Here is a 12,873-nt window from a genome sequence, read left to right on the forward strand (position 1 = left end):
CCCCCGGTTCCGTCCAGGACCGCCGGTCAGCGGGCCTCGGCCGAGGCGGGCAGGAGCCGTTCCACCGCGGTGTACGTGACCCCGTGGTCGGCCATCACCTCGGCGGCGATCCCGGGGCGCACCAGCAGGGCGAGCAGGATGTGCTCGGCGCCGATGCGCCTCTCCTTCCTGGCCGCCGCGATCCGCAGGCTCTTGCCCAGGGTCTCCTTGGCGCCCCTGGAGAACGAGACGTGGCGGTGGCTCCTCGGCCCGCGGGGCGTATCGCCGCGGCGGAAGTGGAAGCCGTCACCCGGGGAGCTGAGGGCCCCCACCCCGTGGGTCTCCTCGACGCGGGCGACGATCTCCGCGACGTCGATGCCCAGTTCCGCCAGCGCCTCCGTGTCGGCCTGGGAGAGCCCGGCCCTGCGCCGCGACTCCTCGACGGCCCGCGCCATGGACTCCCTGCGCTCCGCGGCGCCGAGCCGGGCGAGCACGTCCGCGGTGGGCCCGTGCCGTTCGTCGAGCACGGCGAGCAGCAGGTGTTCCGGCGTGACGCCCCCGCCGTCCGTCTTCAGGGCCCGGGCGACGGCGGCCTTGACGATCGCGCCGGCCTCCTTGGTGAACCGCTCGAACATCAATGCCTCCCGTACTTCTTGTGGACGGCCTGTTTGCTCACGCCGAGCTGGTCGGCGATCTCCTGCCAGGACCACCCCTGCTGCCGGGCGCTGCGGACCTGTACGGACTCCAACTGCTCCAGCAGACGGCGCAGGGCGGTGACGGCGCGCAGGCCGACGCGGGGATCGCGGTCCCCGGCGGCCCGTGCGAGATCCGTGGCTTCGGTCATGGTGTCAATGTAGGTTGACCGACCCCCCGCCGTCAACCAGAGTTGACCCCGAGGGGGGCGGCGCCCCTCTCCGCGCGCCCAACGGGCGCCGCCACGCGCCCGGTTGTCACCCCCCGCCCCCCGCGCGGGGGGTGCTCAGCAGGGCCGCGATACGGGCCGCGGCGGTGGAGAGGTGGCGGCGGGCGGCACGGAGCTGGGCCTCGTCGACGCCGTTGTCCCTGGCCACATCGCGGATGTCGTCACGGAAGCGGTCGAGCAGCCGGTCGAGGTCGCGCGCGGGCTCCCCCGTCGAATCCCCGAAGTCCCCGTGCGCCCACTCCGGTTCGTGGCCTTCCGCGGCGGCGTCCCGCAGGGCGTCGGCGGGTACCTTGTCCCAGGGCCCCGGCGCCCCGCGCCCCGGCCCCGTACCGCTGCCGCCGCCGTCCCCCGTGTCGCCCGCGTCGCTCTCCCTGTCGTCGACGTCGTCGACCGCGAAGCCGCCGAAGGCGGCGAAGTCGCCGGGCCCGCCGCCCTTGCCGAAGTGCCCGAGGCTGGAGAGGTCGCCGAACTCCTTGGCCAGCTCCGCCATGCCCTCACGCACCCCGGTGGGCCAGTCGCCCCGCGCGAAGTGCGCCGCCACCCGGTCCTTCACCTGCTCGGCGACCCGCTCGAACTCCCGCTGCGCCTGGTTCCTCGCCCACTCCTGGGCCTCCCGCGCCTGCCTCCTGGCCCGCTGCGCCTCGTCGCGCGCCCGGCGCGACTCGTCCTTCGCGCGCCGTGACTCGTCCTTGGCCCGCCGCGCCTGGTCCTTCCACTCCTGACGCAGCCGCCGCAGCTCCTCGCGGGCGTTGCGCCACGCCTCCCGGTCACCGAAGCCGCCGGGGTCGCCCCCGGTGAAGTCCCCGCGCCCCCCGGCCGACCGCCTCCCGCCGTGGCCGCCCGGCTCCTGCCGGGCCTCCGAGGCCGCGGCGCGCATCTCCCGGCGCAGATCGCCCGCCGCGCCCTTGACGTCGTCCCTGATCTCGGCGGCCAGCTCGGCCACCGACTCCCGGATCTCCAGCTCCAGATCGGCCAGCTCCCCGCTGCGGCCTGCCAGTTCCTCACGGCCCGCGTCGGTGATCGAGTACACCTTGCGGCCGCCCTCGGTGGTGTGCGTCACCAGGCCCTCGGCCTCCAGCTTGGCCAGACGGGGATAGACGGTGCCCGCCGAGGGCGCGTACAGGCCCTGGAAGCGCTCCTCAAGCAGCCGGATCACCTCGTAGCCGTGCCGCGGCGCCTCGTCGAGGAGCTTCAGCAGGTAGAGCCTGAGGCGCCCATGGGCGAAGACGGGGGCCATGTCAGAGCACCTTTCCGTCGGTCGGTACATCGGCGTGCGCGTCCTCGGGCCCCCGTGGCGGGCCGCCTGGACCCACCGGGGCGTCCCGCGGCGCGTCACCCGGCCCGTCCCCGGGCCCGCCGCCCGGGGTGTCACCCGGCTCGGGCGGCTCGGGCGGCGCGGGCCGCGGCCCGGCGTCCTCCTCGGGCGGGCGGCGCAGCAGGGCGATGGAGCCCGAGACCGTGGTGGCCTTCAGCCTGCCCTTGCCTGAGCCGAGCCTGCCGGTGATCTTCTTGGTGCCCCACTGCCCGCTGACCCGCAGGTCCTCGAAGGCGTTGGAGACGGTGCCGCCGGTGGTGTTCGCCTCGACCTCGGTGTTGGCGGGGTGCGGGAGGCGGATCGCGATCTCCCCCGAGACGCTGGCGAGCGCGACCCGGGTGGCCCCGCCCGACTCCTCGGTGGCGTCGGCGGTCAGGTCCACGATCATCGAACCGCTCACCGAGTCCGCCTTCACGGACGTCCCCGAGCCGTCCACCACCGTCAGATCGCCCGACACCGACTTGAAGCGGAGGTCCCCCGAGAGCCCCTGGGCCTCCACCCCGCCGGAGACCGTCTCCGCGGACACCGCCCCCGAGCAGCCGACCAGCGTGATGTCACCGCTGACGCCACGCACCTCGGCCCGGCCCTCGATCCCCGAGACCACGGCGCCCGCCTCGACCACGCCCACCTCCACCAGGGTGCAGGCCGGCACCGCGAGCGACACCACGGCGGAGCGCCGCCGCCAGCCGAGCGGATCGAGCCAGCCGAGCAGCCCGCGCCACGACAGGTCCCCGTACGCGACCGTGAGCGCGCCGCCGCTCTCGGAGACGGTGAGCGGCGGCCCATGGATCTCGGACACCTGAAGCCGGGCGGGCCCCTCCTCGACGCCGACCACGTTCACCGCACCGTTCGCGATACGGACGTGAAGCGTCTCGACCGGTGCGTCGAAGGTGAACTTGCGTGGCTCTGTGACAGACCACTCGGACATCGCCCGGGCCTCCCTACCCAAGGACGCGCCATATCGCGTCTCTGGGTACTCACGATATATCGTGGCCCGATGACGTCAACCCCGGTACCCCAAACATCCCGGGTCGCCCCAATCCTGTACTCCCGGTAGCCCGAGGGTTTCGTGCCTGCTGTGGCGCAGGGAAATCCCAACGCAGTGCTGTTCGCAGGGCGCCTCGCAGGGCGAGTGAGCCGAAGGGCCCCGTCGGTGTTCCGGGTCGCCCGCGCGGAGCGCAGTGACGAAGGAACGGAGTGAGCACGGGTGGCCCGGAACACCGACTCAGCGGGCCCGGAGGCGAACGAGCCTAAAAAAGGGGGGGGAGGCCCCCCACTCCTCACTCCTCCTCATCATCCAACCGCGCCAGCCACGTCGCCAAACGTTCCACCGGGATCTCGAAGTCGGGGTTGAGGTCGACGAAGGCGCGCAGTTGTTCTGCGAGCCACTCGAAAGTGATCTCCTCCTCGCCGCGCCGCCGATCCAGTTCCTCGATGCCTCGGTCGGTGAAGTACAACACTTGCTCCTGATGCGAAGGTACGGACCCTTCAGGTTATGCGGCCGTGGCCGCCGGGCGTCACGGATGTGTCGCGGTCCCGCGCCGGGTTCGTTCCCCGTGGGGCCTGACGGGGCGTCGGCTGGGACCATCGGAGGGTCGGGGCGCGGTGGTTCAAGCGGGCTTCGATGCGGAAGAGTTGATCGTGGGAGACGTGAGGGAAAGGCCGGGGGGAGCGGGATGAGCCGCATTCGGGCGATCGAGCTGCCGGACGGCTCGGTGGTGATGGCGCGCCTCAGCAGCACCGACGGTTACGGGGACGACCGTGACGTCGGGGTGGTCGACGCGGTCCGTGGGCGCCTTGAGCAGTTGGACGAGCTGATCCGCGCGGTCGGCGGGAACGTCCTGCGGGCGGCGCGTGCCGCCGCGCCCGACGAGGCGGAGATCTCGTTCGGCGTGGAGCTGAGCGCGCAGCCGGGCAAGGCGCTCGCCGTGCTGGCCTCGGGGGAGGCGAAGGCGTCGATCCAGGTCTCGCTGACCTGGCGTTTCGACGGCGACCAGGCGTCGGGCGCCTCGCATCCCGCCGTCACCCCCCAGCCGGTTCCCGCCCCGCAGCCCGCGCCGATCCCGGCGCCCGCCGCGCCGCAGCCGCCAGGATCTCAGGGAGCGCCCCATGCCTGAGCCCGACCCGCGGCTGCACGCGCTGACCAGGAACGCCACGGTGCATCTGATGGCCGCCGACGAGTGGGGCGGCCAGGTCTGGGGCTCCGGGTTCTTCGTCGCGCCCGGCTGGGTGCTGACCGCCGCGCACGTGCTGAACTGGCGCGGGGAGGCCGACCGGGACGCGGTCTTCGCGGTGCGCGGCGGCGACCGCGTCAACGGCGGCGCCCCCGTACGCGCCCGTCTCGCACAGTGGCTGCTGTCGGACCCGGCAGGCGGCCCGGTGCCGATGGCGGAGGACCTGGCGCTCGTGCGGCTGCTTGAAGAGGGCGTCGACCACCCGTGCGTCTGGCTGTCGGACCGCGCGGTGCGGCACTACGGGCCCGCCTGGGTCTACGGCTACCGGCCCTCGCAGGAGCGCCCCGAGCGCCCGGTGTCATGGAGCGCGGAGCTGGACATCACCATCCACGACGACCGCTACGGGCTGCGCTTCTCGGATGTGGAGCTGCCCGCGGGGGTGTCGGGCGGCCCGCTGCTCGATCCCGAGAGCGGCGCGGTCGTGGCACTGGTCAAGGCGAAGCGCGAGGGGCGTGACGGGGGGCTCGCCGTGTCGCTCGGGGCGCTGCGGCGGTTCGGGCCGACGTACCGGAAGGTGATCGCGGACCACGACAAGTGGCACAGCCTGCGCGGTCTCGGCGGCGACGAGAGCTGGGTGCAGGCGCAGCACCGGGTGGTGATGGCGGGCCGCAACACCGGGGGCGCCGAGTGGACGCCGCGCGACCGCGGCAGGGCGCTGCGGCACCTGGCGACGCTGCCGCCCCCGCCGGACGGGCCCACGGTCGCGGCGCTCGCGCGCAAGGCGCGCAGCGGCATCTCCTGGCCGCAGGACACCCCTGAGCTGCACACCTGGCGCGACGGGCACGGGCTGCTGCTGGAGGGGACGGGGCCGCTCGACCCGCTGACGGGCCTTCGCTATCTGCGGCTCGTCGCGCTGTACGTGGAGGCGTGCGGGGGCTCGGCGGACGCGCTGACCGACTGGATCGCGGAGCGGCTCGCGGACACGCCGTCGCCGCTCGCGCACGCGCTGGTGACGGAGGCGCGGTTGCCCGGCGACCTGGCGCTCCCCGCGTCGGACGGGGTCCCGGAGATCGTCCCGTATCCGGGCCAGGGCGAGGGCACCACGGTGTCGGTGCTGCTCGACCCGGTGATCGGGGCCGACCCGCCGCACTTCTTCTGGCAGGTGCTGGTGGACCGCGGCCAGGCGGGGCCCGTGCTGTTCGCGACCGACAACTCGACCAACGGGCACCGTTCGGACGAGCTGGTGCAGGCGCTGCGGCCCTCGCTGACGGAGGTGTTCCACCAGCACGACCGCGCGGGCCGCCCGGTCCCGCTCGAAGTGGCGCTGCCCGCCGAGTACTTCGACATGGCGGTGCACCGCTGGCGGCTCGACGACATCGCCGCGCTGCACGACACGTACCACCTGGGGGCACAACGCCGCGTGGTGCTGCGCTGCCTCGCGCGCCGTGGAGAACCGGACGAACTCTGGTGGGACCGCTGGAAGGCGCTGACGGCGCAGCGCCCCCTGGAGGTCTTGCGGGTGCCGAGGCCGCGCAGCACACCGACCGCGCGCGCCTTCCAGGAGGCCCCGGCCGCGGCGGTACCGGTGATCTGCCGGTCCGTGGCGGAGGGCGCGGGGCAGGCCGCGATGCGCTTCGCCCTCGAAGGCGGGCACGGGCTCGCGCTGTGGCGCATCGACGGCCACGGCGGCGGCTGCACCGACGGCTGCGACGACCTGCACGCGCGGGTACGCAGGCTGCTCTCCTCCGTCGGCGCCCCCGACGAGCTGCCCGATGTGCTGCGCAGGCTGCGCGAGGACATCAGCGTGCAGCGCACCGCGCAGCGCTGGGCCGAGCCGCTCGCGCTGCTGTACGACGACCCGAGGCGCCCGCTGCCCGCGGAGGACGGCACGCCCCTGGACGCGCCGTCATGACCGCCGCGAGCCGGCGCGCGGGCGGCGCGGTGCCGGGGGCGCGCACCCGGCGCACCCCGCGGCACTCGGCCCCCCGCGGCACCGCCGCCCGGCGGCCTGAACCGTCCGGCGCCCCGGACCGCCGAAGGTACATTTTCAGGGGCCCGTTGTGGGCGCCTGTCGCCCCGGTCGGCCAGTACTCCGGCTGGCACATCCACCACCGACCGCCCACGAGGAGCACCCCATGAGCGACTGGTTCATCTACCGGGGGACCGGGGGGCCGGCCCCGGACAGGATTCGGGACCTGCCGGAGCCGCCGCCGTGGCGCCGCTTCGACGCGCCCGTGGTCCCGTACGAGGTGCCGCCCCTCGACTCGTCGACGAGCCGCAGGCTCGGCGCCCGCAGCGTGCCGCTGCCGGTGCAGGACGACGGCACCCTGGAGCTGATCAACGCGGCGCTCTACCTGCGCCGCCCGCTGCTCGTCACCGGGCCGCCGGGCGCGGGCAAGTCGACCCTCGCACACTCGATCGCGTACGAACTCGGGCTCGGCCGGGTGCTCGAGTGGCCCATCGTGTCCCGCAGCGAGCTGCGCGACGGGCTCTACACCTACGACGCCATCGGCCGGCTCCAGGACGCCCAGCTCGACCGGACCGTGCCGGGCGCCGACGCCGCGCCCGCCGACCGCTCCGGCGACATCGGCCGCTATCTGCGCCTCGGCCCGCTCGGCACCGCGCTCGTGGCCGCCGAGCGGCCCCGGGTGCTGCTCATCGACGAGCTGGACAAGAGCGATATCGACCTGCCGAACGATCTGCTGAACGTGTTGGAGGAGGGCCGCTTCGCCATCCCCGAGCTGGAGCGGATCTCCGACCGGCCTGGCCAGGAGACCGTGGAGGTGCTGACCGACGACGGCCGCCGGGTCCCGGTGACGCACGGTCAGGTCCGCTGCCACGCCTTCCCCTTCGTGGTGATGACCAGCAACCGCGAGCGCGAGTTCCCCGCGCCGCTGCTGCGCCGCTGTGTCCCGCTCGACCTGGAGGCGCCCCGCGACCAGCGGCTCGCGGCGCTGGTGCAGGCCCACTTCGGCGCGGGCGCGTACGAGGACAACCACGACATCGTCGAGCAGTTCACGGAGGCCGAGGCGGACGGCGCGCTGCGCCCCACCGACCAGCTCCTGAACGCGATCTTCCTCGCCCAGCACGCGGCACGTGGCGCGGCGGGGCGGCGCGGCGAACTCGCCCAGTTGCTGATGCGGCCGCTGGACCGCGGCCCACGATGAGCACCGGGGCCGCGAGGGACGGGGGCACGGCCGACCGTGCCGCCACGAGGGACGGGGGCGTGGCCGACCGCGCCCTCAGCGAGCTGATCTCCAGGATGCGGGAGGCGGACATCCCGCCGAGCGTCGAGGAGATGGCGGACGCGCTCTGGCTCGCCCGCTGGCTGCCCGCGGCGGCGGCCGACGGGCCCGCCGACCGTCCCCGCGGACCCGTCGAGCGGAACACCCCGCCACAGGGCCACAGCAACGGCCGCGGCTTTCGCACCCTGCCCCCGCACCGCCGCGGCGCCGACGAGGACGCGGAACCCGACAGCGAGCGGCTGTTCGCGCCCGAGGCCGGGGGCGACCCCGGGCAGCGCGGGCTGCGCACCGTGCAGGTCCCCGCGGCGCCCGCGCTGCCCGAGCCGCTGTCGCTCCAGCGCGGCCTGCGGATACTCCAGCGCTACCGGGCGCCCGTACGCCCCGTGCCGGGCGCCCTCGACGAGGGCCGCACCGCCGACCGCGCCGCCGAGTCCGGGCTCGTCCAGCCGGTGATGCGCAGCGAACGGCGCCGCGAGGCCAGGCTGCTGCTCGTGATGGACGTCTCCACCTCGACCATGGTGTGGCAGCAGGCCCTGGACGAGCTGCGGCAGGTCTGCGAGCGGGCCGGCGCGTTCCGCGAGGTCCGTGTCCAGTACCTGCACGCCGGTGAGGACGGTTGGCCCGGGTGCTCCGCCACGCCCCAGGGCGGCGGCCCCCTGCACGCCCCGGAACAGCTCAGCGACCCCACGGGACGCAGGCTCACCCTGCTGCTCAGCGACTGCGCGGGCCCCATGTGGCGCAGCGGCGGCATCCATCGCATGCTGTACCGCTGGGCGTCGACCGCGCCCGTCGCCGTGGTGCAGCCGCTGCCGCAGCGGATGTGGCGGCGCACCCATCTGCCCGCGGTACGCGGCATCCTGCACCGGCGCGAGGGACCCGCGGGGCGCCTGGTGTTCACCCCCGAGCGCCAGCCCGTGCGCCCCGGGGCGCTCCCGGTGCCGGTGCTCGCGCTGCGCCGCTCCTCCGTCGAGGGCTGGGCGCGCCTCGTCGCGGGCTCCACCGGGCAGAGCCTCACCGCAGCGGCCGGCTGGGTGCAGCCGCTGCACCCGCCCGCCACCAGCCTCGTCCAGGCCGCCCGCGAGCTGTCGGGCGCCGACCGGGTGCGGGCGTTCTCCCGGCAGGCGTCGCCCGAGGCGCGGCGGCTCGCGTCCTATCTGTCCGCGGTGCCGCTCTTCCTGCCCGTGATGCAGCTCGTCCAGCACGCGATGCTCGCGGGCACGGGCCCCGACGTCCTCTCCGAGGTGCTGCTCGGCGGCCTGGTGCGGCGCCGCGACACCGGGGAGGACGGCGACCCGCGCACCCTGCGCTACGACTTCCTGCCCGGCGTCGCCAAGGAGCTGCGCGGCAAGCTGCCGGTCGAGGAGGCGGAGCTGCTGTTCAAGCACTGCTCCGAGTACGTCGAACGGCACTTCGGGCGGGTCGCGCGGAACTTCCCCGCGCTGGCCGCCGGCTTCCTGCGCGGCACCGTCGACCCGGCCGCGGTGCGCCGCGCCGAGCCGCCGCTCGACGGGCACGAGGAGCCCGCGGGGCTCCGCGCCTTCGCGGAGGTCGCGGGCGAGGTGCTGCGCGACCTCGGCAGCCGCACCAGGGGCCCGCGGCTGCGCCCGCCCGACCCCAGGCTCGGCACCGCGGAGCTGCTGGAGCGCGGCCGGGACGCGCTCGCCGCCTTCGAGGCGGGCGGCCTGATCCGGGATCTCGACGACGCCGTCGCGCTCTGCCAGCAGGCCGGGGCCGTCGCCGCGGGCCCCGCGGAACGCGCCACCGCCGCCGAGGAACTGGCCAACGCGCTGCTGACCCGCTGGCGCATCCGCCGCGTCGGCGACGACCTGCGCGACGCCCTCTCGGTGCTCGGCACCGAGCCGCCCGCCGCCCCGCGCGCCGCGCTGCTGCGCGGCACCGTCCACTGGGTGCTCGCGGGCGCGCTGAAAAGCTCCTGGCTCGGCGTCGACGACCTCCCCGCCGACCTGCGCGCCTTCGCCCAGGAGTACGCCGACGCCGAGCGCCCCGGGCACCTGTGGGCGTACAGCGAGCTGCTGCGCAGGGCCGCGGACGACCTCGCCCGTGTCATCGCGGCCCCGCCGCTCGGCGAGCGCCCGAGCGGCGGCTACGACACCCTCGGCAACCTGCGCACCATCGGCTCCACCAGTTCCACCCGCACCCCGCACCCGCGCGCCGGTGACGGCGCCCGCCCGCCCTCCGCGCCCGCCGGGCCGCCCACCGCGGGCCCAGGGCGCGGCGGGCAGCACACCGGCGAGCACCGCGCCCGCCCCTCGGCGCCCGCTGCGCCTTCTGCGGAGCCCCGGCCCCAGCCGCGCGGCGCCGACCGGCAGCAGTCCGCGGGAGGCGACACCGGCGCGCACCCGCGGCCCGCCGAGGCGCCGGAGCCGCGGCTGCTCGCCGCCGAGACGCTGCCCACCGTGCTGGCGTTCCTCGCCGAGTGGGCCGCACCGCTCGCCGCCCCCGCGGGCCCCTTCCGCGCCGCGGGGCCCGAGGACTGGTACCTCACCCAACTGGAGCGCGCCGCCGTCGCCGCCGCGGCCCGCCTCGACCACCCGGCGCCCGAGCGCGGCCGCCTCACCCGCGGCCGCATCCGCCTCGACCTGGCCCGCCAGTACCTCGGCAGGGGCCCGGTCGCGCCCGCGGGCCCGCCCGACGAGGAGCGCGCCGCCGAGCACGCCAGGCTCGCGGGGGACGACTTCATGGCCGCCCTGCGCGAGGAGGGCGCGCTGCCCGCCGACGAGTCCTGCCGCGCCTGGCTCGACCTCGCCGCCACCATCGAGATCACCCGCCCCGCCGCGGGCGCGGCAGCGGAGGGCGAGCACCGGCCCGTCCTCGACGCCGTCTCCCGGGCGCTCGCCGCCGCGGGCGAAGAACCCGCGCTCCTGCTCGACTGCCACACCTGGTCGGCCCGGCTGCACCGCGACCACTACGAGGCCACCGGGCACCCCGCGGAACTCAACCTCGCCATCGCCGCCTGGCAGGAGGCCACCGCCCTCCTCGGCAGGGACGACCCGGGCCGCCCCGGCATCCTCGCCGAGTACGGCGGCACCCTGAACGACCGCGCCGAACTCCACATCGCCCGGGGCGGCCCCGAGGCCGCGGCCGAGGACGCGGGCGCCGCCGTGCGCGCCCTGGCGACCGCGCTCGACTGGACCCCGGGCGGCGACCCCGACCTCGCGAACCGCCGCAGGCTCCTCGGCGTCGCCCACCACCTGCGCTTCCGCTCCCAGGAGGAAGGCTTGACCGATCTCTACGAGGCCGACTGGATATTCGGCGAAGCGGCCAGGGAGGCCACCGCGGCCGACGACACCGCGCTCGCCGCCGACTGCTGGCTCCAGCGCGGCACCGTGACCATGGAACTCGCCGCCCGCCTCGGCTCCCCCCACCTCCTCCAGCGGGCCGAGGCGGGGCTGCGCACCGCCGCCGAGTACGCCGCGGAGGCCGGGGACACGCCGCGGCTCGCCCGCTCCCGGCAACTGCGCGGCCTGCTCCTCGAACGCCGCGGCGACACCGACCTGGCCCTCGCCGAGTACCGCTCCGCCCTCGACGCCGCCGAGCCCCCGCTCGACGACGACATCCGCCGCGCCGTCAGCCGCCTGACGACGGGGGACACAGCCGAGGGGGACGGGGAGTGACGCCTCCCACCCCTCCCCCCACACCCCCGGTCGGCGCCGCCGACCCGAAAGACCCGGCCGTACCGGACCGCCGGGAGCCGGTCGCCACCGCGCTCCACGAGGCGCCGCTGCCCGCGCTCACCCCGCCCACGCGGCCCCGGCACCCGGTGCTCGCGGCCATCCTCGCGGAGCTGGGGGAGCGCGCCACCGCCCGCGCGGAGGACCCGGGCACGTACCAGATCGTCGCCCAGTACGACGACGCCCCATGACGGCGGAGCCCGGCCGGGTCCCCGCCAGGGCGGCGCCGCGCGCCGCGCGGCCGCCCCTCGCACACCACCCGCCGCACCCGCGCTGGCCGCACACCGCACTCGACACCCGCGGCCACCGCCCGGTCCCCTTCCGGCAGTTCGTCCTCAAGGTGCACAGCCGCTGCAACCTCGCCTGCGACTACTGCTACATCTACGAGGGCCCCGACCAGAGCTGGCGGGAGCGCCCCGCCCGGGTCTCCCGCGCCACCATGGCCCTCGCCGCCGCCCGCATCGGGGAGCACGCGCGCCGCCACCGGCTGCCCGGCATCCGCGTCGAACTCCACGGCGGCGAACCCCTCCTCGCCGGCACCGCCCCCCTCATCCGCTACGCCGACGCCGTACGCGCCGAGGTCCCCGCCGACTGCCGGGTCACCGCCACCGTGCAGACCAACGGCACCCTCCTCACCCCCGAGGCGCTCACCGAACTCGCCGCCGCGGGCATCCGCGTCGGCCTCAGCCTCGACGGCGGCACCGCCGCCCTCGCCCGGCACCGCCGCGACCACGCGGGCCGGGCCTCCTGGCCCGCCGCACACGCCGCCGCCCGGCTCCTCGCGGGCCGTCCAGGCACCTGGGCGGGCGTCCTCACCACCATCGACCACGCCACCCCGCCCCGCGAGGTGTACGGCTCCCTGCTGCGCCTCGGCCCGCCCGGCATCGACTTCCTGCTGCCGCACGGCAACTGGCACACCCCGCCGCCGGGGCTCACCCCGCCGCCCGCGCCAGGACGCCGCCGCCCCTGGCCCGCACCGTACGGGCGCTGGCTCGCCGACGTCTTCGACGCCTGGTGGGACAGCCCCGCCACCCCCACCCGCATCCGGCTCTTCACCGAGATCACCGCCCTGCTCTACGGCGCGCCGAGCACCGCGGAGGCCGTCGGGCTCTCCCCGCTCGCCGCCGTCGTCGTCGACACCGACGGGGCCGTGGAGCAGGTCGACGCCCTCAAGTCGGCCTACCCCGGCGCCCCCGCCACCGGCCTCGACGTCCGCCACCACACCTTCGACGAGGCCCTGCGCCACCCCGGCATCGCCGCCCGCCAGCTCGGCGCCGACGCGCTCGCCGCGGACTGCCGCCGCTGCCCCGTCCACCGGGTGTGCGGCGGCGGCAACTACGTCCACCGCTACACCCCCGGCAGCGGCTTCCGGCACCCCAGCGTCTACTGCGCCGACCTGGAGCACCTGATACGCCATATCGCGGCCAGGCTGGCCGAAACCACCTGACCCGCGGCGCGCCCGGCACCGCCCCCCGGCCCCAACGGGCCCACGAACGCACCGATATGACGCACAATTGAAGACCCCCGAAACCCGCCGGGCCCCGGG

At 76.1% G+C, this 12,873-nt stretch carries 11 protein-coding genes; 6 read left to right on the forward strand and 5 right to left on the reverse strand.

Features of this window, described 5'->3' with window-relative positions; translation table 11 throughout:
- Positions 1 to 26: 26 nt before the first annotated feature.
- The 5 genes from ACIBIW_RS14095 to ACIBIW_RS14115 all read right to left on the reverse strand — a co-directional run bounded on the left by ACIBIW_RS14095 (position 27) and on the right by ACIBIW_RS14115 (position 3,673).
- Positions 27 to 614 carry a Clp protease N-terminal domain-containing protein gene (locus ACIBIW_RS14095; protein ID WP_399335575.1) on the reverse strand — a complete coding sequence of 196 codons (588 nt, stop codon included), beginning with the start codon at positions 612 to 614 and terminating at the stop codon, positions 27 to 29.
- A complete protein-coding gene (locus ACIBIW_RS14100; RefSeq protein ID WP_399335577.1) occupies positions 614 to 823 on the reverse strand; it encodes a helix-turn-helix domain-containing protein in 210 nt (69 codons plus the stop codon). The genes ACIBIW_RS14095 and ACIBIW_RS14100 overlap by 1 nt, the downstream gene beginning before the upstream one ends.
- Before the next feature lie 106 nt (positions 824 to 929).
- Positions 930 to 2,138 carry a helix-turn-helix transcriptional regulator gene (locus ACIBIW_RS14105; RefSeq protein WP_399335579.1) on the reverse strand — a complete coding sequence of 403 codons (1,209 nt, stop codon included), beginning with the start codon at positions 2,136 to 2,138 and terminating at the stop codon, positions 930 to 932.
- 1 nt (position 2,139) lies between these two features.
- Positions 2,140 to 3,144, reverse strand: coding sequence for a DUF4097 family beta strand repeat-containing protein (locus tag ACIBIW_RS14110; protein WP_399335581.1), 1,005 nt, complete (start codon positions 3,142 to 3,144; stop codon positions 2,140 to 2,142).
- Positions 3,145 to 3,496: 352 nt separating this feature from the next.
- On the reverse strand, positions 3,497 to 3,673 hold the full coding sequence (locus tag ACIBIW_RS14115) for a DUF6104 family protein (protein ID WP_399335583.1): 177 nt from the start codon (positions 3,671 to 3,673) through the stop codon (positions 3,497 to 3,499).
- 219 nt (positions 3,674 to 3,892) lie between these two features.
- Between ACIBIW_RS14115 and ACIBIW_RS14120 the strand changes: the two genes are divergently transcribed.
- From ACIBIW_RS14120 to ACIBIW_RS14145, 6 genes are all read left to right on the forward strand, one after another.
- Complete coding sequence (locus ACIBIW_RS14120) at positions 3,893 to 4,333, forward strand: CU044_2847 family protein (protein WP_399335585.1); 441 nt, start codon at positions 3,893 to 3,895, stop codon at positions 4,331 to 4,333.
- Positions 4,326 to 6,302, forward strand: coding sequence for a trypsin-like peptidase domain-containing protein (locus ACIBIW_RS14125; protein ID WP_399335587.1), 1,977 nt, complete (start codon positions 4,326 to 4,328; stop codon positions 6,300 to 6,302). Before ACIBIW_RS14120 ends, ACIBIW_RS14125 begins: the two co-directional genes overlap by 8 nt.
- Before the next feature lie 223 nt (positions 6,303 to 6,525).
- On the forward strand, positions 6,526 to 7,557 hold the full coding sequence (locus tag ACIBIW_RS14130; protein ID WP_399335589.1) for an AAA family ATPase: 1,032 nt from the start codon (positions 6,526 to 6,528) through the stop codon (positions 7,555 to 7,557).
- Positions 7,558 to 7,616: 59 nt separating this feature from the next.
- Positions 7,617 to 11,270 (forward strand): SAV_2336 N-terminal domain-related protein, encoded by a 3,654-nt coding sequence (locus ACIBIW_RS14135; RefSeq protein ID WP_399335591.1) that lies wholly within the window; start codon positions 7,617 to 7,619, stop codon positions 11,268 to 11,270.
- A complete protein-coding gene (locus ACIBIW_RS14140; protein WP_399335593.1) occupies positions 11,267 to 11,518 on the forward strand; it encodes a hypothetical protein in 252 nt (83 codons plus the stop codon). Before ACIBIW_RS14135 ends, ACIBIW_RS14140 begins: the two co-directional genes overlap by 4 nt.
- Positions 11,515 to 12,774: an FxsB family cyclophane-forming radical SAM/SPASM peptide maturase gene (locus ACIBIW_RS14145; protein ID WP_399335595.1), complete on the forward strand. Its 1,260-nt coding sequence runs from the start codon at positions 11,515 to 11,517 to the stop codon at positions 12,772 to 12,774. Before ACIBIW_RS14140 ends, ACIBIW_RS14145 begins: the two co-directional genes overlap by 4 nt.
- The last annotated feature ends 99 nt before the right edge of the window (positions 12,775 to 12,873 follow it).

Origin of the sequence: Streptomyces sp. NPDC050560 (assembly GCF_044457285.1) — a bacterium.
Classification (GTDB): domain Bacteria; phylum Actinomycetota; class Actinomycetes; order Streptomycetales; family Streptomycetaceae; genus Streptomyces.

What these genes read in the sequence shown, in the direction of transcription:
- ACIBIW_RS14110 (WP_399335581.1), bottom strand. Translation starts at nt 3,144, where the DNA reads ATGTCCGAGTGGTCTGTCACAGAGCCACGCAAGTTCACCTTCGACGCA.
- ACIBIW_RS14120 (WP_399335585.1), top strand. Translation starts at nt 3,893, where the DNA reads ATGAGCCGCATTCGGGCGATCGAGCTGCCGGACGGCTCGGTGGTGATG.
- ACIBIW_RS14130 (WP_399335589.1), top strand. Translation starts at nt 6,526, where the DNA reads ATGAGCGACTGGTTCATCTACCGGGGGACCGGGGGGCCGGCCCCGGAC.
- ACIBIW_RS14145 (WP_399335595.1), top strand. Translation starts at nt 11,515, where the DNA reads ATGACGGCGGAGCCCGGCCGGGTCCCCGCCAGGGCGGCGCCGCGCGCC.
- ACIBIW_RS14095 (WP_399335575.1), bottom strand. Translation starts at nt 614, where the DNA reads ATGTTCGAGCGGTTCACCAAGGAGGCCGGCGCGATCGTCAAGGCCGCC.
- ACIBIW_RS14105 (WP_399335579.1), bottom strand. Translation starts at nt 2,138, where the DNA reads ATGGCCCCCGTCTTCGCCCATGGGCGCCTCAGGCTCTACCTGCTGAAG.
- ACIBIW_RS14100 (WP_399335577.1), bottom strand. Translation starts at nt 823, where the DNA reads ATGACCGAAGCCACGGATCTCGCACGGGCCGCCGGGGACCGCGATCCC.
- ACIBIW_RS14125 (WP_399335587.1), top strand. Translation starts at nt 4,326, where the DNA reads ATGCCTGAGCCCGACCCGCGGCTGCACGCGCTGACCAGGAACGCCACG.